At 54.9% G+C, this 18284-nt stretch carries 17 protein-coding genes and 1 tRNA gene; 8 read left to right on the forward strand and 10 right to left on the reverse strand.

The genetic code is table 11. From position 1 onward, the window contains the following. The first annotated feature begins 26 nt into the window (after nucleotides 1–26). The 3 genes from CCALI_RS12230 (at nucleotide 27) to CCALI_RS12240 (ending at nucleotide 4183) form a co-directional block, all read left to right on the forward strand. The gene (locus tag CCALI_RS12230) at nucleotides 27–1784 is read left to right on the forward strand and encodes a DUF1501 domain-containing protein (protein ID WP_016483787.1); all 1758 of its coding nucleotides are present in this window, start codon (nucleotides 27–29) and stop codon (nucleotides 1782–1784) included. 398 nt (nucleotides 1785–2182) lie between these two features. Beyond that, a complete protein-coding gene (locus tag CCALI_RS12235) occupies nucleotides 2183–2557 on the forward strand; it encodes a hypothetical protein (RefSeq protein ID WP_016483788.1) in 375 nt (124 codons plus the stop codon). A gap of 15 nt (nucleotides 2558–2572) precedes the next feature. Further along, nucleotides 2573–4183 carry a carboxypeptidase-like regulatory domain-containing protein gene (locus CCALI_RS12240; RefSeq protein ID WP_156415931.1) on the forward strand — a complete coding sequence of 537 codons (1611 nt, stop codon included), beginning with the start codon at nucleotides 2573–2575 and terminating at the stop codon, nucleotides 4181–4183. Nucleotides 4184–4225: 42 nt separating this feature from the next. Here the strand turns inward: CCALI_RS12240 and CCALI_RS12245 are convergent, their stop codons facing one another. From CCALI_RS12245 to wecB, 6 genes are all read right to left on the reverse strand, one after another. Next, a complete protein-coding gene (locus CCALI_RS12245; RefSeq protein WP_016483790.1) occupies nucleotides 4226–6754 on the reverse strand; it encodes a TonB-dependent receptor in 2529 nt (842 codons plus the stop codon). A 12-nt stretch (nucleotides 6755–6766) separates the two neighbouring features. Next, entirely contained in the window at nucleotides 6767–7606 is an 840-nt protein-coding gene (locus CCALI_RS15435) for an energy transducer TonB (protein WP_016483791.1), read from the reverse strand. A 13-nt stretch (nucleotides 7607–7619) separates the two neighbouring features. After that, complete coding sequence (locus CCALI_RS12255) at nucleotides 7620–8030, reverse strand: ExbD/TolR family protein (protein WP_016483792.1); 411 nt, start codon at nucleotides 8028–8030, stop codon at nucleotides 7620–7622. 13 nt (nucleotides 8031–8043) lie between these two features. Continuing rightward, entirely contained in the window at nucleotides 8044–8664 is a 621-nt protein-coding gene (locus tag CCALI_RS12260) for a MotA/TolQ/ExbB proton channel family protein (RefSeq protein ID WP_016483793.1), read from the reverse strand. Between the two features lie 175 nt (nucleotides 8665–8839). Next, entirely contained in the window at nucleotides 8840–9235 is a 396-nt protein-coding gene (locus tag CCALI_RS12265; protein WP_016483794.1) for a hypothetical protein, read from the reverse strand. Nucleotides 9236–9394: 159 nt separating this feature from the next. Next, complete coding sequence (wecB, locus tag CCALI_RS12270; RefSeq protein ID WP_016483795.1) at nucleotides 9395–10531, reverse strand: non-hydrolyzing UDP-N-acetylglucosamine 2-epimerase; 1137 nt, start codon at nucleotides 10529–10531, stop codon at nucleotides 9395–9397. Between the two features lie 202 nt (nucleotides 10532–10733). On the opposite strand from wecB, the gene CCALI_RS12275 reads away from it, so the two are divergent. Then, on the forward strand, nucleotides 10734–12368 hold the full coding sequence (locus tag CCALI_RS12275) for a tetratricopeptide repeat protein (protein WP_016483796.1): 1635 nt from the start codon (nucleotides 10734–10736) through the stop codon (nucleotides 12366–12368). Nucleotide 12369: 1 nt separating this feature from the next. Here the strand turns inward: CCALI_RS12275 and CCALI_RS12280 are convergent, their stop codons facing one another. Next, on the reverse strand, nucleotides 12370–12741 hold the full coding sequence (locus CCALI_RS12280; protein ID WP_016483797.1) for a VOC family protein: 372 nt from the start codon (nucleotides 12739–12741) through the stop codon (nucleotides 12370–12372). A 150-nt stretch (nucleotides 12742–12891) separates the two neighbouring features. Beyond that, nucleotides 12892–12963 (reverse strand) — tRNA-Val (locus tag CCALI_RS12285). Nucleotides 12964–13123: 160 nt separating this feature from the next. On the opposite strand from CCALI_RS12285, the gene CCALI_RS15440 reads away from it, so the two are divergent. From CCALI_RS15440 to CCALI_RS15450, 4 genes are all read left to right on the forward strand, one after another. Beyond that, nucleotides 13124–13693, forward strand: a complete 570-nt coding sequence (locus CCALI_RS15440; RefSeq protein ID WP_052572412.1) for a hypothetical protein — start codon at nucleotides 13124–13126, stop codon at nucleotides 13691–13693. Nucleotides 13694–13716: 23 nt separating this feature from the next. Then, nucleotides 13717–14277: a hypothetical protein gene (locus CCALI_RS15445; RefSeq protein ID WP_052572414.1), complete on the forward strand. Its 561-nt coding sequence runs from the start codon at nucleotides 13717–13719 to the stop codon at nucleotides 14275–14277. A gap of 136 nt (nucleotides 14278–14413) precedes the next feature. Then, nucleotides 14414–15169, forward strand: a complete 756-nt coding sequence (locus tag CCALI_RS12295) for a sugar phosphate isomerase/epimerase family protein (protein WP_016483798.1) — start codon at nucleotides 14414–14416, stop codon at nucleotides 15167–15169. A 175-nt stretch (nucleotides 15170–15344) separates the two neighbouring features. Next, nucleotides 15345–16742 carry a putative glycosyl hydrolase gene (locus CCALI_RS15450; RefSeq protein ID WP_016483799.1) on the forward strand — a complete coding sequence of 466 codons (1398 nt, stop codon included), beginning with the start codon at nucleotides 15345–15347 and terminating at the stop codon, nucleotides 16740–16742. 189 nt (nucleotides 16743–16931) lie between these two features. On the opposite strand, the gene CCALI_RS12305 is transcribed toward CCALI_RS15450, so the two are convergent. Both CCALI_RS12305 and CCALI_RS16655 read right to left on the reverse strand, forming a co-directional pair. Continuing rightward, complete coding sequence (locus CCALI_RS12305) at nucleotides 16932–17222, reverse strand: hypothetical protein (protein ID WP_155850555.1); 291 nt, start codon at nucleotides 17220–17222, stop codon at nucleotides 16932–16934. A 210-nt stretch (nucleotides 17223–17432) separates the two neighbouring features. After that, nucleotides 17433–18269: a DUF1559 family PulG-like putative transporter gene (locus tag CCALI_RS16655; RefSeq protein ID WP_016483801.1), complete on the reverse strand. Its 837-nt coding sequence runs from the start codon at nucleotides 18267–18269 to the stop codon at nucleotides 17433–17435. Between the last annotated feature and the right edge of the window lie 15 nt (nucleotides 18270–18284).

Genomic DNA, 18284 nt, shown 5'->3' on the forward strand with positions numbered 1-18284 from the left:
GGAACCGACGAAAGGAGAATAGAGCAATGCATGATTTCCATTCTGAGCGCATACCGGAGTGTCGCGTGTCGGACGAGATCATCTATCGTCCGGCACCCAGTGAGCATCCGGGAAATGCTGGCTTCTTCAGCCGTAGGGAGTTCCTGCGTCGTGCTGGCATGGGACTTGCCTCCATCTGCGCTTTGGATTTCCTGGCCTACTTCAAGGCCTATGGCGCCCCGGTAACAACACGGCGTACGGCGGAGATGGTGCATGAGATGGCGCAGGAGGGCGATGAGCCGCGGTTCCTTATCTATTGGTACCTAGAGGGCGGTTGGGAAAGCTACGACATGTTCAGCCCCCTAATGACGCCCAACAACGTGATCCACCGCCTCCCACCAGACCGGATCAGCGATGAGTTCTATCGTGTGCTTCACTTTGGCGAGCCACACTACGGCATCTACAAACAGGGCAATATTCGGTATGGTTATCTAGCCGAGGATGGTAAAGAGCATTTTCCTTACATGGCCGTGCTTAGCTCAATGGATACCGGCGAGTTCCATTCGGGAGAACGCTTGAACGTGCATATGGGTTCCTATAACCTTGTGCTCACCGATGAACGTCAGCCGGACGAGCGAGATGTAATGCAGGCCTTTGCCGAGGTTTACGGGCGTCCCTATGTTTTGCCCAACATCGGTTGGTTTTGGTGGCTTGCCGATGGGGAGCTGAACGAGCAGCAGTACACGGGGCGCAGGGGTTTCTATCCGAACCTGGGGCCGGTATGGGCACATACCATCTATGCGGGCACGCCAGCGAATCTAAAGCGATTCCTCATACGAATGCAACAGAACTCCTCCGATGTGGTCAATAGCCAGATCGAGCGCTTTGTAGATAACATGAGCGCCTATCTCACCCGCGATAACCACATGGAGATCGTTCGCAGCTACGATTCGGCGCTTGGCATCTACAACAACTTGGCACGGGCCGGCAAGCGGCTTGATGCGAACCTTATCAACAACCTCTTCAACGACCCCGTTCTGCGCGAGAAGTTCGACATTAAGCCCGAAGATGAGATGATCACCTATACCAGTGTGAATGGCAATAAGGCGCGCACCAAGTTCACTCCAGCGACAAACGTGCAGGCGATGATGGCCTATGAGCTAATGCGGGCAGGGCTTTCAACCTGCTTCTTCATCGAGTCGCGCGATATTCGTCTGTTCGATAGCCACTATGCGCGTCGTAGCCTTTGGGGGCCAGACCGCCGAACCCCGATCGGCATGCCGGATCAGACCAACATGATGCGTGAGAACCTCTGGAAGCCGTTGAACACGTTGGTCGAGTTGTTAAAGAGCACACCCTACAAGAATACCGGCAAGAGCCTGTTCGACCTTACGACGATCGTCATTACCTCCGAGTTCGGACGCACGATTCGCGGCGATGTGCGAGCCATCCAACAGATGAATATCAGCGATGCGGAGAAAGACAAACTCATCTACGACCAGGATATCTCCCAGCATTGGCGCGTCACTGGGGCAGCTTTTTTGGGTGCGGGCGTTCGCGGAAACTCACAGTTTGGTGGCGTAGGCCAAAAAACCGGAATGCCGATACCCCTTCTGCCGGACGGCACCATGGACCCAGCCTACGATCCGATTACCGGGGAGTTGCTGCCGGGAAGGACTCCCTCAAAAGACGCTTGGGTGCCCAATCATGGCGATGTATACGCTACGGCGCTCTATTTGTGTGGGATCAACCCTAAAGGGAGAGGGCGTAACGAGCGTCCAGCCATGCGCTACATAAAGGCCTAGCGCGGCGCCTTTAAAAAGTCTCTGGAATACCAAACCGGTAGTCTGCAAAGACTGCCGGTTATTTCTGTTCTTCTAGCCCAAGTGTTTGGGGCGCGCTGCACTATTATTGATTTTTGAGAGATCTTTTTTCTAGCACTTTGGGAGGGAAAGCTGATCAGCCTAACAGCGGAAACGCGCTTGCTCCTCACAAAAAATTTCCTTCAACCAACTATTGCCAACAATACATCTCGCATATTATACTTCTAACCATAAGTAAGCAGACTCTATACCGCTCTCTTCTCTTAAAAACCCTATAACGCTTTCCCTGTGGCCATTCTGAGGCTCCTGAGGAAGACCTCTCTAACCTTAACCCTCCTCCAAGAGGCCTCCCCCAGCCCTCATCAAGGAGAACTCGCACAATGGCTGACAACAACCGATACTACAACACAAAGCAGCAGAAAGAATGGAGGGCTGTTCCTCAGGTAAGCGGTTGCTCCCCACAACCTTCCCCTCCCTCTCTCGGCATCCCGCGCCGCCAATTCCTGACCTGCGCCCTCGCTAGCCTCACAACACCTCTCGTGCTCTCCTCCTCTTTCGCCAAAACCCCCTCCAAAACCCCTCAGCCCGTTCCTCTTCCTATAGATAACCATATCACCGTCTCCATAATGGTCTCCGGAACGTGGCAGAGCCTGGCCAACCAGCATGCAGCCCCCCGTCACTTTGCTCTGCAGACCGATATGGCCTGCTATCCTCTTGGGATCAGCCCTTCCCTTAACAACTTTGTGACCTACTAGTTTGTGAGTATGCAGGTGCCCCAAGAGGCGGACTGGGGTGGGTTCTATCCTGTGGATGACCAGTACACCTTGACCGTTCTGCTCCACGACTCTCAAGGTCGGTTGGGGCAGATGGTGGTGAAGAGTTTACAGACGGGGATGTTGATAAGGAGGTGGAGTGCGAGCCGGGATGGTCGGCAACTGAAAGGGGCGGTGCAGTTGCCATGGGAGGTGGACTATGTGACGTTGGAGGTCAGCTCACGGGATGGGCAACCGATGTTTGCGTTGGCGGCCACCAACGGTTTGGCGGATAGGCTGGTTCTGTTGGATTGGAATGTGGGCTTTGTTCCGTATCGTCCTGCGGTGATAGAGAGCGCGAAGGGGCATGTGGCGGATGCTAGCAACACGCCGGTGGGGAACCCTTACCAGTGGCGTGGGGTCTTCATCCCAAGTATAAACGGCGGTGGGGCAGGGGCTCCTACGAGCTGGAGTTCCGCCAACGCCGATGCGGTCAATGATGACTCCACAAAGGCACCCCTACTACCACCTCCGCCCTTCCAAAACTACATCAAACGGAATGTGCTCTTGGATACATTGTCCCAGGGTCTAGACATGTTGCCAGTGAGTAATCCTGTTTATCTAGATTGGCTTATCAAGGAGGTAAAGGATCAATCTTCGAGAGATACGACACCGGCGTTATCTTGTTTAGAGCTGCCGCCGTATTCGTTAGGGAGCGGTTATTGGAATGTAGATTTTAGTGGGACGGTGATAGGGGTTCTAGCGGTTCCCTATCGTCGCACGGAGAATGTGGGGACGGATTTAAATATGTTGTTAGAGCAGATACGAAAGTTGTTTAAGTGTTCAGACAAGAGTTTCACGGAGATGTTGTTAGACGCGGCCGAAGCCTATTTGCGTTCGGAGCAGAACCGAAGCGGTTATTTTGCTGGGGATCTGTTGGAGATTGGGAATCTATACCGCGTAGATGTGTTGGAGAGGTATTGTGGGGTTCAGGGCTATCCTCTCACGCAGGAGGTAACGTTTCAGTTAGCGCCGGACATTGCTCCTCCCGCAGGTTGGCCGGCATATGGACAATTGAGCGATCAAGGAGCTTGGACAACACCCCCACCTCCCGGCCTAATAGACGATACTCCTCCACTCGTTTTTGATGCGAGCGGCAAGGCCACTCTACAGCTCAACAAAGGCTGGAGGTATGAGGTGAGTGGGGCTTACGAAGGCTATGAGGCTGGAAAGCACAACTTTGATACCCCTGTATCGGGCGTGATATCCGTTCCCTGCTTATTAAAAGTGCTGCTCATTCTTAAGGTGTACACCACTAGTCCCGATAGTGGGGCAATACCGGCCAACATCACGATTACAGATGTCAAAGGCAATCCGGTAATGACGGGCACCACTCAGTCTGATGGAAAGGGGAACTATGTATTTAGTAATCCAATAGGTCAGACGCTTTCTCCCGGAGAGTACACCATCACGGCGACGAGTATGGGGCCGCCTCGTAATCCAGGGACAACGACTATCACCGTCTCTCGCGGAGTAGAACAGGAGGTGACGGTACAGCTAGGCCCAATCCGTCGTCCACCTCTTAAGAAGAAGGCAAAACAGAGCGGTAGCAGCTCTGCCCTGCCTTAACTGCATCATGGCTTGGGGCGCACGAGGAGCTCCCAACATCGCTTAGAACTTGCTGGATAGAGAGAGAAGGATGCGACGGCCTTGTTGGAAGCGGGTACCGCTGAAGCCCGATTGAAAGTTGATAACGCTGCGGCTATCAAAGACGTTCTCGATATCGAGGTTAAGCGCCCCTAAACCTTTCAGGAAGCGAGAGCCGGTAGAGAGATGCAAGTCTAACTCGCTGTTGGGCGTTCGGAAGGGGCTGGGTGGCACGACGCTGCTGGCGAGGCCGCTGCCATAGGTAAAGACAAAGGAGACGTTGGCCTGATTTTTCCAAGTGTAGCCAAACCCCGCCCCCACGGTGTTACGTTGATCGTGATCGTTAAAGAAGGGCGCAGGGGCACCCGTGTTGTCGAAGCCTGCAGGCGAGGCGATAGAGTAGGTGTAGTTGACAAATCCATCAAGGCCTATACCGTTAGGCGGGGTGAGATCGTAGCTGAATTCAACACCGTGCACTCCTCCTATCTGGAAATTGACGGAGGAGAAAAGCCCGATTTGACTGCCGGGAATAAGCAGACCGGTATCCACCTGGTTGCGAATGTCTTTAATGTAGTAGGCGAGTTTCACCGTTTGACCACGGCCTATCAGCCGTTGAACGCTGATGTCGTACTGGTTTAAGGTCTCCGGCTGAATCGGAGCGCCTACAATGCTGCCTTGAGCCAGCGGCGGTATGTTGAAGAGCCGGTTAAAAGACCACCGAATTGAGGTAAGCCGATCGGGATTGTAGGCAAAGTTGAGACGTGGGCAGAGCGAATTGGTATCCACAATGGGTTGTCCCAAGTTCTGCCCTTGCCGAAACCAGTCGAAGCGAAAGCCATAGTTGAAGGTAAAACGAGAAGAGACCTTCCAAGTATCTTGGATGTAGGCGGCGCGATAAAAGCCGGAACGGTGAACATTCAGCGTTGGCACGGTATTGCTGGTGGGCACATAGACGGGATTGCCATAGACATCGGTAACATAAACCGGCTTTCCACTTGAATCAAACAGTGGATGCCCCTGGGCATCGGTCGCTTGTTTTGGCGCACCCGGAGGCGCGAGCGCCGGGTCTACAACCGCCAGATCGTCTAGGGCAAGTTGGCTGGCTGGAATGAACTGATACGACTCGTTGCCGATCTGCGTGTCGTTGAGAATGCCAAACTTGATCTCGTGGTTTTTTCGCGGGAGCGTAACGGCCACATAGATTTGAGAGTGGTGCACGTTCCGAATGGCCGTTGGGTTGTACTCTATGGAGTTATCTATGGGTAGGTTAAGTACATCTACTGGTGGATTATGGTTGGTGAGATTGGCCCCGGCATGGAGAAAGGTAACGGCAAAGAGCAGCGAATCGGTGCGATTAAGCTGACGCTGCCATGAGAGCGTGGAGTATTCATTGACCTCCCTTTGGTCAATATCCATATGTTCGGCCTGTTGAGAAGGCAGAACGATGGGAGCGGCACCAAGTCCGTTGGGGTTCACGATGTTAATGGGAGGAATAGAGCCATCACGGTTACGAAGGCCGAGGAAGCCGAAGCCCTCACCGGCTTGGGCAAACGAATCGGGGAGGCCGGTGCGGTTATTGATCTGATAGGTATCGGGCGATTGGTTGAGGGTAAGAATGAGAGTGTCTTTAGAGCTTGGCCGAAAACGCAGCTTGGCAAACTCGTTTACGCTGGAGCCGGCGTTATGGGCGGTCTGATCATCGGGTTGTTGAGGGTCTTGGGCGTTCAATGTGCGGGTGGCAGCGAAATCGAACACATAGTCGCCTCTTTTTCCGATGGGCCCTTCGAAATTCAAATCGCCGTTTGTGGTGGAGTAGCTGCCGGCCTGAAGGTCGTACTCCCCAACGGGTTTTCTGGCGCCAGGAAGGGTGGTGATGTTGAGGATGCCAGCCGTCTGCATGCCGAACTCGGGTGGGTAAGAGCCGGTGAGCAGCTGAAGGGTTTGAATGGTAGAGGGGACGACGACCGCACTCTGCTGCCCTGAGAGAATTTCGGGTAGAGGGACGCCATCTACCACGTAGGAAATCTCGGCATGTTCTCCACGAATATGCTCTTGACCAGCGGAGTCGTTAGCGACACCAGCCTGAGCTTTCGTAATGGACTGAATGGTGGCTCCTGCTCCCCCGCCAAACTGTTGAATCTGGTTATGGGTAATGGTGGTAGATTGCTCTACCTGGCGGCGTTGTAGCAAGGAGGCCTTCACGACAACGAAAATATCAGCTGTGGGTGGAGACTGGCTTGACGAAGAGCGCTGAGGGCTAAGCTGAAGGCAGAGACTATGGTTTAAGAGCAGATGAATGATGGCAGCCTGCTGGTGTTTAGGCACGGACGACACCGTGTGCCAGGTGCAAAGATCGAAGACCGGGGTTGCATGGCTGTTTTCCATAAGAGAGGGGGTGAGCACAATAGCATCCTTGCGGTTTTGGCCTCTCTGCAGCGTAACCACGGCGGTAGTTAGCGGCTGCTGCGTGGCTGGATTCACCACAATAAAGCTCACGTAGCGTGGAACGAAAGTTTGGGCATCGGACGGGATAGGCGCATTGATAAATGGCATAACGATCTTCCCCTAATCTACCTCGAAGTGAAAATGCAGTCTAACAGTGCTCTCTACAGGAACACCATTGCGCGTACCGGGTTTGAACTTCCATTGACGTGCGGCCTCAAGGGCAAGCTGATCGAGCGTATCGTGGCCGGAAGATTGCACAATGTGTGCAGAAGCCACGGTGCCGTCCGGCTCTACGGTCACCTCCACAACACACATCGCATCGAGAGGCTGATAGCGTAGGTCATCGGGAATCTGAGGTTGCGGTTCCTCGGCCAATGGAAGCGCCGGCTCGGCCAGAGTAAAGACGGGTTGAGGCGCTGGCTGCGGTTGCGGCTCTGGTTGCGGGGTCGGTTTTGCCACAGCGACCTCGGTGGGTTTTTGGGGGGTAGGAGGCGGTGTCGGTTGCTTGGGTTGCGGTTTGGGCGGTGGTGTAGGCTTTGGTTGAGGCGGTGGGGTAGGGGTCGTAATAGGTTTAGGTACTTGCCCGGCCACGCCAGTGCCCGTATTATCCACAGTAGGACCTCCGCTTCCACCTCCGCCTCCGGCAGAGGTGGCAAGCACTTTAGGCAGGTTAGAGGGATGCTCATGGACGGTTGGTTGAGGGTGAGCCTTCATATGGGTTTTACTTTTGTTCTCTAGATGCTTGGGAGGAGCTTTCTTGGGCGGTTTCTTCTCCACTTTTGGCTGCTGCCGCTCTTGAGCTGGAGGTGGCAGTTGTACCATGGTAACGTGAATTAATTCGCCCTCTACCTTTTTGAAGGCTCCGAACTTCGCTAGGATAGGCAGAAGCACAAGATTGATCAAAATCGAAATAATAAGTGTTTTGGTAAGCAGCGAGTTGCCTCTACGTCGGCGTCGCATTTTAACAACCTCCTCACTTTACCGCCGCAATGGCGAACTGGGTGACGCCGGCCTGACGCGCCTGATCCATCGCCTCCACCACTACTCCATGAAGCACATCCTTATCAGCATTGATGATGACGAGGTCTTTATCGGTAACATGGAGCGCTCTTAAAGCATCCGCAAGGCGATTAAGAGGCGTCGGCGTTGTATTGAGAAAGGTGGCGCCGTCCCTCTGAATCGTAATGGTGATGTTCTGGGAGGAGTGATTTGAGGCCGTTGAGGCCTTAGGAAGGTTCACCGGCAGCCCCGCCTGAATGACCATAGCCAAACTGGCGACCATGTAGAAGAAGAGGAGGAACATCATCACGTCAATCATCGGGATGACGATGATCTCGGCCTCTTCTAAGGGTTTTCTGCGTGGAATCCTTACAAGCTTCCGCATGAGGCACCCTCCTTCAGTCTACGCGACCGGTGAGATAGTTCACCAGTTCGGCGCTATAGAACTCGAGGTCTTCGTTGATCTTGCGCACGAGGTTGCTGAAGTAGTTAAAGGCGATAAAGCCTATGACCGCGAGGGTGATACCGGTTGCCGTGGAGATGAGGGCTTCCGCAATGCCTCCAAGAATTTGGGTTGGGTTGGAGAGGCCGTGTTCCGAAGCTGCACGGAAAGAGCGAATCATGCCGGCAATGGTTCCCAGCAGGCCAAGCAGAGGAGAGATGTTGACGATCGTTTTGATGACGATGAGGTTGGCTTCAAGAGCGGGAATTTCGTTAGCGGCTTCTTGCTCCATCGCCATTTCGATGGCCTCTACATCGCGATGGGCGTTTCTTAGACCGCGTGCAAAGATACGACCTAGAGGAGTACGGGTTCCTTCACACACCGCAATGGCCCGCTTATGGGAGGGGTCTTGCCGATCGGCCTCCTTGATCAGCTCGAGCAGCTCATCTCCGTCTGTGATGGAGCGTCGAAGTGAGATAGCGCGCTCGATGATAACAGCGACAAGCACGATGGAGGCGAAGATGAGCGGATACATCATAAAACCTCCACCGTGAATGAACTTTAGAACCTCATTCATGGTGTTTTCCTCTCAAAGGGTTGTTATAAAAGTTGGGATTTGAAACGAATCGTTTTCGTGTTCGTTCTCGTGGCCCTCTAAGCAAAGGCCTTATGTGAAGGCCACCTACCAAAAAGTAGATGCCACGAATAGAGAGCCTAACGAAACGACGACAGAAGAAAAATGTTTAATGGGGTTAGGCGCGAGGCGGTGAGCGAGAGGATGTAGTTGGCGGATAGATGAGCAAAACGGCGATGGAGTAGGTAGAAGGAGGAAGAGGATAGTTGTTCAGACGTGTCACAGAGCGCTGAACGGAAAGGCTGGGAGAGAGGTTGTTGGCCTGCCAAGTGCACAGAGGGCAAGGATGCGGTTGTACCTGCTCGATCGCCGAAAAATGCGGTTGATGAGAGGACTTTTCCGAAGCGATCTGTTGGACAGCGGCCTGCCATTCCCCTTGGTGCTCGTAGGCATGGGTGACCTCTCCAAGAACCGCAAGCAGCAGATAGGCAAACAGCACAAGCCGAGCTGTTTGCCGAATCCAGCGGAGATAGTTGGAACGCTTATGGAGCGATCGCCTCTGTAGCCTAGACATAAAGAATCTCGTCCCCTCTTAGCCTAGTATACTTGATTTCAAGAAAACTTTGTTCCCTTTCCTTGAAATTCGATAAAGGCATCGTCTGAGCGAGGAAAATGCTTTACGTAGCAGGCCTTCTAGGAGCGTTCAAGGGGTTAGCAAAAATTTTTCTTTGCCTCAGTACGCTTCAGACTGCCGAAGAACCGCAACGATGCGTTCCGCGGCGTGGCCATCGCCGTAAGGGTTTACAGCACGAGCCATCTGGGCATAGGCTTCCGGATCGTTCAGAAGTCGGCTTGCCTCAGCCACGATCGTTTCGACGTCGGTGCCAACGAGACGGTTGGTCCCTGCTGCCACGCCCTCCGGTCGTTCTGTGGTTTCTCGGAGAACAAGTACGGGCACACCTAACGCCGGGGCCTCCTCCTGCACACCACCGCTATCGGTTAAAATCAGCGTTGCGCGTTTCATGAGGTGCACAAAAGGAACATACTCTTGGGGTTCTACAAGGACGACTCCCTCTACGTCTGCCAGGACGGATTGCAGAGTCTGCCGCACAATGGGGTTGCGATGCATGGCGACTACGATCGTGCAGTCGGGGAAGCGTTGCGCGAGCAGGGCTAGGGCGCGCGCGATGCGCTCCATAGGCGCCCCCCAGTTTTCTCTTCGATGGGCCGTCACTAAAATCAGACGCCGGTCGCTCTCTACAATGGCCTTCAGCCGTGCATCGTCGAATGTGGCTGGTTGGGCCGCTACAGAAAGCAGAGCATCTATGCTCGTGTTGCCTGTAACGAAGATAGTATGAGGGGCGATACCCTCTCGTAAGAGATTCTCGCGGGCTTGCTCGGTGGGGGCAAAGTGCCATGTGGCAAGAGGAGCGGTGAGACGCCGGTTCATCTCTTCCGGAAAAGGATCGTAGCGCTGGCCGGTGCGTAGCCCAGCCTCCACATGACCAAAGGGCACTTTATGGTAGAAAGCGGCCAGGGCCGCCACAAAGGTTGTTGTGGTGTCGCCTTGGGCGAGGCAGATATCGGCAGGGTGAGAGGAAAGTTCGGCATCGAGCCCTTCCAGAGCCCGTATGGTGATCTGGGCAAGTGTTTGCCCGTGTTGCATGATGGCGAGATCGCAGTCGGGTGTTATTTGGAAGACGCGTAGGGCCTGTTCCATCTGTTCTCGGTGTTGGCCGGTAACCACTACACGCACGGTGAAGTCTTGTGGGTACCTTTTTAAGGCATGAACCACTGGTGCCATCTTCACCGTATCGGGGCGCGTGCCAAACACGCAGAGCACACGTTTCGGTACGGACGCTTCAGCCATGACATTACAGATTACCCCAATTCTCTGTTTTGGCGAATCGAGTTTGGCTTAGAAAAGCAGAGCCGCCGCCTGCAAGAAGCCCTCCGCACAAGTGGATGATGTTTTGTCGGGATTGTGGGTAACATAGTGCATAATTTTGCTTGAGCACAGTCTCACTGCTCTCTCTCGACGCGCCGCGTGCTAGGCGCCAAAGGTGCAAAATATGTTACGTTTTTGGAAAACCGTCAACCTACTTTGGGCTTTATGTGGCCTCTGCATTGGTGTCTCTCCTGCCGCGTGGTCCTTCCCTGGCGCAGCCCCTCCTTCGGTAAAGACATCGCCCACAGCGCAAAGCCCCGACCCCGAAAAGCTTTTTCTACAAAACCAGTTCGAGGCCGCTGCCAAGGCTTATCGGCAGGCCATCCAACGGGCTCCCCAACAGATCGGACTGAGAATAGGGCTTGTCCGCACGTTGCTTCGTCTCGATCGCTGGGAGGAAGCGATTTCGGAAGCCGAGGCGGCCATTCGCCTGGATCCCCGCAACGCGGACGCCCACGGTATACTGGCCTGCGCCCTTCTAAGAGCCGGCGAGCCAGACCATGCACAAGACGAAGCTAGTCGGTCGCTGCAACTTGATCCCAAAGATTATTGGGGCCTTATCGCCCAAGGACGTCTGTATGAGTGGAACGGCGATGACGCTCGAGCACGCACTCTGCTGCTACAGGCTACCGATATCCATCCGCTGTGGCCCGAGGCTTGGTACTACGTGGTAGATGAAGCAAGCAATAAGGACACCCTTGGACTCAGCGACTTTGTAGACCTCGCTTCCTACCTCAGTCTCTGCCCAAAAGGGCATCCCAACACGCTGACCATGGAGGCGCTGCCATCGCATCTGCCCCTGCTACGCCGTCTTATCAATCGTACCCCCTTCGAGCCGATCGCTCCTATCTCTCAAAGCCAGATGAAGGCGGTGGAAACCGGCGGCGGAGTTCAGTCCTTTTCCGTCCCCGTGGAGCTGGCCGGCAACTATGTGGTTGTGCCGGTGCAGATCGGCGATGTTCAGGCTCGTTTGATGTTTGATACGGGGGGCGGTGCCGACATTACCCTCAGTAGCGCGTTGGCCGATAAGCTACAGCTACCGCTTATCTCCCGTTCTCTTATCTATGGGGTGAACGGCAAAGAGCCTACCCGCATCTATCTGGCGCCGAGCATGCAGATGGGTACAGAAACTTTCGCTACCATACCGATAGAGACTTCCTCCAGCCTGCCCGGCAACTTCGACGGCATTTTGGGGGTCAGCGCCTTTACCGACTACGTGATCACCATTGACTACACGAAAAAGACCCTCCTCTTTGCCCGTGGAAAGGATGCAAAGGCGCCTCCGCCTGAGCCCGATGACTATAGCGTCACCATTCCGTTTCATCTTCAAGAGGGCGATATTGTGGTACGTACCCTGTTCAACGCACAACCCACCTGGTCTTTGGTAGATACAGGCGCCGATGCCGAGGGGCTTGTTTCGCTTCGCCTGGCGCGCCTGTTGCAGCAGAAGATGGGAGCGAATAGCGCTAGAGAGCTGCAGATTCAGGGGCAGTTTGGTATCGGCACCAGCGACACGCATCAGAAAGTGATCGTGTTTCGTGAGCCGTTAACCCTTCAAATAGAATCGCAAGAGGGCACGCCGCTTAAATGGCAGATCAATCCGGCTTTTGGGGCCGATCTGCTCGATTCGCAGATAAACCCCGCAGAGGATTTTGAATTTGGCGGCCTTTTAGGCACCGGGTTTGTGGCGAGCGCCAAACGTGCCACCATCGACTACCCGCATCGGCTGTTGGTCTTAGAATATGCAAAGGGCGATTAGGCTATTTAGGCGGTGAGACAAGCTCAATGACATAGCCATCGGGGTCGAGGATGAACAGCTGAATGGCTCCATCGGGGCGAGGGCCATGGCTCACGAAATGGTTCCAGCCCTTCGCTTCTAGCTCCTCCCGGACCGCGTAGGTGTCTTCAACCTGAAGTGCAAAATGGTGGTGTCGGCGTGTGCACGGTGTGAGATTCTTATCTTCAATGAGGTGCAACTCTTGGTTCCCAAGAGCAAACCAGGCCCCTGGGAAGTTAAAATTAGGGCGCGGAATACGGGGTAACCCCATCACCCGCTCATAAAAGTCCACAGAGGTGTCGAGGTCTTTTACGTGAATGGCTACGTGGTTTAGCTCGCGAACGGTAAAGCCCATCCCCTATCTCCCTTCTAGGTGGTTCACTTTTAAAGACCTATTCGGTGTGCTAGGCGTCTATTCCTGCCTGACCTCATGCAGGCCGATCTGCTAACTCAACAACCGTTTCGACCTATCTGGAAGACTTGGCAACCGACACAAAACCAAAAATGGGCGGTAGTGGATTTGAACCACTGACCTCTTCCGTGTCAAGGAAGCGCTCTACCCCTGAGCCAACCGCCCAAAACAGAGCCTATTTTACACTCCTCTCTCTTCCGATGTCAAGCCATAGAAGTTTGCATGAAAAGGAACGCTCTCCTCATTCTATCCAAAAGACGTACAACGCTTTGCAAAGGGAATAGCGCATAATAACATCGAAACGGAGAGGAGGGATCGCGCCGTCATGGGGGTTTTGAGCATCGTTGTTGGCACCGCCCTAGCCTTATTAACTGCATGGGATGCGTTCGAGTGGGTGGTTATGCCCCGCTCGGTGATAAGCTTCTTTCGCTTTACCCGCTATTTCCACAAGCTTTTCTGGCAGCTCTGGGTCGCTCTCTCCCGACTCTGCGGTAACAGAGAAAGGGAGCTTCTGCTTGGCATGTATGGTCCGCTTGCGACGCTGCTGCTGATCCCTCTTTGGGCGCTAGGACTTGTGCTCGGCATCGCCTTGGTGCAGTGGGGGTTCGATACGCTTGCTTTCACCAAAGGAACGCCCAGTTTTCCGATGGAGGTGCTGAATACCGCCTCCTGTTTTGTAACCCTTGGGCTACAGCGCCAAGGCGCCTCCTTGGGAACCCGCACGTTGGCCGTTGTCACGGCTGGAATAGGCCTCGGATTTCTCGCCCTGGTCATCGGCTATGTGCCGACCCTCTACCAGGCGTTTTCGCGCAGGGAGAGCGGCATTCTGCTGCTCGACTCGCGGGCGGGCTCGCACCTTGTGGGGCCGAGCTTATTCGGCGCCATGCAGAGATAGATCGACTGGCGGAGGGGGACGCTGTGCACAGCACCGTCGGCCTTGAAGCTCTTTGTGTGTTCTTGCAGGAGGTTGAACGCTGGTGTGCCGAACTGCTGGAGAGCCATCTGTCGTATCCCACCCTGACGGCCTATCGCTCCCAGCACGATAGGGTGTCTTGGCTTTCCACCATCACGGCGCTTCTCGATGCCACTGCACTGCTGAAGGTGGGGCTGAATAAGACCACGCACGCTCAACGCCAACTGGCCTGGCGCGCCCACTGCTGCTATGCGATGGCACGTCATGCGGTGGTAGATATCAGCTACATCACAGTGGCTTCCCTTCCTCTAAATCGCGCGCTGAATAGGTTACCGGATTCGCAGCAGGGGGCGCTTGCGCAGTTCTTACAGGGCAGTGGGCTTGACATAGGGAAGCCGGAGCGATGGGCTGCCCTTCGCAGGTTACGCCGCGAGTACGAGCCTTATGTGGAGGGCCTTGCGGAAGCGTTGCTCCTTGAACTGCCGCCCTGGTTGCCACCGGCCGATGCACACGATAACTGGGAGTCGGGTTTGCAAGACCAAGCCGAACACTTCTACCGTGCCTAACCGTTTTCGCGGAGAGGGGAACCGCCTAGCCCGCAGGGCTAGAACGCCCTGGGCTCCGTTTACCTTTTCTGAGGGGAGATAGTGTGGTAGAATACTGAGCGGTGTTCGGAAAAGCAACAGAACAAAGGAGCTGACAATGGCAAAAATACCTATTGGTCTTCAACTCTATTCGGTGCGCGAAGAGTGCGCCAAAGACCTTCCCGGCGTGCTGAAAGCGGTAGCGCAGATGGGCTATGAGGGGGTGGAGTTCGCCGGCTACCACGGCTACGGAGCCGCAGAGCTTCGAAAGATGCTCGATGACTTTGGCCTCAAATGCTGCGGAGCGCATGTGGGAATCGAAACGCTTCTCGGCGATGAGCTGGCCAAAAGTATCGAGTTTCATAAGACCATAGGCAACAAGTTCCTCATTGTGCCAGGCCTGCCGCGGCAATACACCGAGTCCAAAGAAGCCTGGCTTCGAACGGCTGCACTTATGAACGAGATCGCAGATAAGCTGGAACCAGAGGGAATGTTCACCGGCTATCATAACCACCATACGGAGTTTCAACCTCTTGAGACGGGGGAGCTGCCGTGGGACGTCTTTTTCAGCAACACCTCGCCCAAAGTGGTTATGCAGTTCGATGTGGGCAATGCGCGACATGGCGGCGCCGACGCGGCGGTGTTCCTGCGTCGCTACCCCGGACGGGCGCTTACCGTGCACATTAAGGAGTACTCGGCTACCAACGATAAAGCGCTAATTGGGGAAGGCGATATTAACTGGCAGGAGATCTTCCATCTCTGCGAAACCATTGGGGGAACGCAGTGGTACATCGTGGAGCAGGAGAGCTATGCCTATCCACCCTTGGAGTGCGTAGACCGCTGCCTCAAGAACCTGCGCGCCATGGGTAAATAGCAACAACCATCCCGCAAACTCCCAAGTCATCACAGAGCAGGCTCGCTGTGGCACGCAGCGGGCCTGCAAACCCAACCCTATGCGGTATCAACCTCCTTGCGACAAAAGACAACGGTGGCTGTGGGTTTTCGTCGCCTGTCTGCTGCTTGGCTGCTCTTTGAAAAAAGGGTTTTCGTTGCCTCGCGGCTCAGCACCGGCAAACCCACTCTCCTCCCTCTACGGGCGCGCCATCGAAATAGACCCTAGCTTTCCTTACTTTCAGAACCGTTCGCCCGACTCGATCGCCCAAGAGCTGAAAGTTCACGGCTATCGTGTGGTCTACTACGTTCTCACCGCCGATTCGGACGTTCAACCCGCCCTCATCCGTGCGTTCCATCGCCATGGGATGCGCGTATGGTACGCCACGTTCCTCAACGGGGTCTACAGCCGTAAAGATCTCCCTGCCGGCTGGTCTGCGTGGCGAATGGTAACGCGAGGCGACCTCGAAGGCCATCCGGTGCAGGATGGGTTTACGCGCCTTTGCCTCAACAATCCGCAGTACCGTGTGTGGAAGAAGCAGCAGATCGTGAAGATGCTGAAGACCTATCCCTTCGATGGCGTGGCGCTCATGGAGCCCTATTGGCCGGAGTATCCCGGCCCGCAAAGCCCAGAGTACGGCTGTTTCTGCGCCTCTTGCCAAGCGAGCTTCCAAAAGATGTTTCCCGGCTCGCCGCTACCGGATATCCTGCACCCCGAATCGCCCAACGCGCCCAATCGGAATCCGGCGCTTTGGCAGAACTGGCTCACCTTTCGACGCGCCAGCGTCATCGCCTTTCTCAACGATCTCATCAACGGCCCCGGCGGCATTCGTGCAGAAACCCCCTCCAAACCGGTGTGTGTTTGGACGTTAGCCCTAGATGTGCCAAATGCAGCTCAACAGCTTGCCGATATCTACGGCCTCGATGCGGCCGCGATCGCTGCCCAGGTGCGCCCCGACGCGATCTGCTTTGAAACCGATTGGCCGGACTGGTCGCGCCCCGATCTGCCGCCCGACTACGTGAAACGCTATGCGAGCCTTTTCAATGCCGTTAGGCAAGTGGCCCCGCAGATGCCGCTGATCATGCAGGCCGACATCGGCTCTGAACCGCAAGATCGGCGCAGCATCGAGTGGATACGGGCCTTTGAAAAAGCCTGCGCCGATCTTGGGCTGCAGGGCACCCTGCTCTACGCCTACTCGCTGGGAGATGCCACCTATCACGAGCCCCCGAAAGTGGTGAAGGTGCGGGTTCTACCCCATCGGATTCAGCTCGTGTTCACGAGCTGTGTGGGGGCCTCATCCGCGGGAGATACGCTGCACTACACCTTCTCTGGGGGCGCGCTTGAAAAGGCCATTGTGGACGGGAATAGGGTTACCCTTCTGCTTAAAGCGCCTCCGCCGAAAGGGGCACGCTGCACGCTCACGCTACGCTTTATCGCGAACGATCCTGCCCGCCTCCTCTTTCACGACGCACCGCCAGCTATTCTTCAGGAGCAGACCCTCTCGTTCGTGTGGCAAGAGGGACTGAACGTTAGCTTGGCCCAGAGCACTCCCTAAACAACTACTTCGTTTTGGGATTGGCTTTTAGAAAATCGTTGCAAAATTTATCGGTGAGCTGTTTAACACCCTCTAGAACGCTGGCAGAGATACGGGCTTCGCTAGCCAGTGTCGTACTACCGCTGTGCCATATATCAACTCCTTTTATTATCAGCGGCCTGCTAATGGATGTGCCTTTGCTATCTATTCTTAGCCCTGTCCAAACATCCTCCTCACGGGATACTTCAATATGGGCGGCATAGAGTCATCGAACGGCGCATCGCCACGCACGGAATTCACATTGGTGTACAACATCGGAACGTTTTTGTCATCTATCTCCTGTTTCTGCTTTGGATCATCCCAATCGTAGACGTGAATGCCTACGCGACGCAGCTCCTGCTCCAAGGCGGTCTGAATAGATTCCTTCGTAAGCCCTGTGCCCTTTACATCATCGTTTAGCTCTCCCACCAAAACGTAAACCCCCGGCAAGCCACGCAGCACCTGCCAGGTATCTGCGAACGCAATATTTTCAGAAAAGTCGGCGCTCTGCTTGGTGGGTGGGTTTTGATCGGGGGCTTGTGTGTCCTGTGCCCATGTTACAAGGTAAAAAGCGGAAAGTTTTATGCTATGTATTTCAAGCGCTCAAAAGAAAAAGAGATGAAGGGGGAAAGACCCCTTCATCTCCGCACAGGATGAATGCAGATGAAGGCTCTATTGGGGCGCGTCTTGAGGCGGCCAGCCGGTTGCGGGGGTGGTGCGCCACTTCTGGCCGAAAGGAATCAGTTTGGCGTGCCCATCGAAGAAGAGCGCATTATAGCCCCGCGGATGGTTGTCGTGGGTGTTGACGCACTGATGGTCGCATCCATCTGCCCCGTCCCAACCGAAGACGCCGCGCTCCGTCATCAGAATGCGCTCGGAAACGTAGTCCGACAGCTCGTTGGGCATCATGCCGGAAAGGTTGCGCGTGGTTCCATCTGGATACTTCACGCAGGGGAACGGCCCCGTGCCGTTGGGGCACCAAGTGTTATAGATCCAGTTTGGGAACCAATGATACGATTGGAGACCTTGACCGATATCTGTGGGGTTCGGCTGGTAGTATTTATCGGATGGGCAGTACCAAATCTGTTTGTTCTTGATGTAGGGGCCGAGCTGCACGTTCATCAGGGTGCGATAGAATTCGGTTCCATAGGCGCACCCAACGTAGTTCGGGCCGCCATCCCCGGGGTTGAAACCTTTCCAGGCCATGGGCCCTTGTCCCTGACTGTTGATGTAGCAGTCCAGCTTAGGCCCTCCGGCATAGGGATCTACATCCGGATTCACCTCCCAGTTACGAGGCCCGTCGTAGGTTCCCATTGGGAACTGCTCATCGTAGTCTTGCGCATACATGTGGATGGCAAGACCCATCTGTTTGAGGTTTGAGAGGCATGAGATCGTCCGCGCTTGCTCCCGAGCTTGAGCGAACACGGGGAAGAGAATGGCTGCCAGTATCGCGATAATCGCGATAACAACAAGCAGCTCGATCAACGTGAAAGCTGTTTTTCTTTGCATTGCGATTCATCTCCT

This window comes from Chthonomonas calidirosea T49 (assembly GCF_000427095.1).
In the GTDB taxonomy this organism is placed as follows: domain Bacteria; phylum Armatimonadota; class Chthonomonadetes; order Chthonomonadales; family Chthonomonadaceae; genus Chthonomonas; species Chthonomonas calidirosea.

What these genes read in the sequence shown, in the direction of transcription:
- CCALI_RS12230 (WP_016483787.1), top strand. Translation starts at nt 27, where the DNA reads ATGCATGATTTCCATTCTGAGCGCATACCGGAGTGTCGCGTGTCGGAC.
- CCALI_RS12235 (WP_016483788.1), top strand. Translation starts at nt 2,183, where the DNA reads ATGGCTGACAACAACCGATACTACAACACAAAGCAGCAGAAAGAATGG.
- CCALI_RS12245 (WP_016483790.1), bottom strand. Translation starts at nt 6,754, where the DNA reads ATGCCATTTATCAATGCGCCTATCCCGTCCGATGCCCAAACTTTCGTT.
- CCALI_RS15435 (WP_016483791.1), bottom strand. Translation starts at nt 7,606, where the DNA reads ATGCGACGCCGACGTAGAGGCAACTCGCTGCTTACCAAAACACTTATT.
- CCALI_RS12255 (WP_016483792.1), bottom strand. Translation starts at nt 8,030, where the DNA reads ATGCGGAAGCTTGTAAGGATTCCACGCAGAAAACCCTTAGAAGAGGCC.
- CCALI_RS12260 (WP_016483793.1), bottom strand. Translation starts at nt 8,664, where the DNA reads ATGAATGAGGTTCTAAAGTTCATTCACGGTGGAGGTTTTATGATGTAT.
- CCALI_RS12265 (WP_016483794.1), bottom strand. Translation starts at nt 9,235, where the DNA reads ATGTCTAGGCTACAGAGGCGATCGCTCCATAAGCGTTCCAACTATCTC.
- wecB (WP_016483795.1), bottom strand. Translation starts at nt 10,531, where the DNA reads ATGGCTGAAGCGTCCGTACCGAAACGTGTGCTCTGCGTGTTTGGCACG.
- CCALI_RS12275 (WP_016483796.1), top strand. Translation starts at nt 10,734, where the DNA reads ATGTTACGTTTTTGGAAAACCGTCAACCTACTTTGGGCTTTATGTGGC.
- CCALI_RS12280 (WP_016483797.1), bottom strand. Translation starts at nt 12,741, where the DNA reads ATGGGCTTTACCGTTCGCGAGCTAAACCACGTAGCCATTCACGTAAAA.
- CCALI_RS15440 (WP_052572412.1), top strand. Translation starts at nt 13,124, where the DNA reads ATGGGGGTTTTGAGCATCGTTGTTGGCACCGCCCTAGCCTTATTAACT.
- CCALI_RS12295 (WP_016483798.1), top strand. Translation starts at nt 14,414, where the DNA reads ATGGCAAAAATACCTATTGGTCTTCAACTCTATTCGGTGCGCGAAGAG.
- CCALI_RS16655 (WP_016483801.1), bottom strand. Translation starts at nt 18,269, where the DNA reads ATGCAAAGAAAAACAGCTTTCACGTTGATCGAGCTGCTTGTTGTTATC.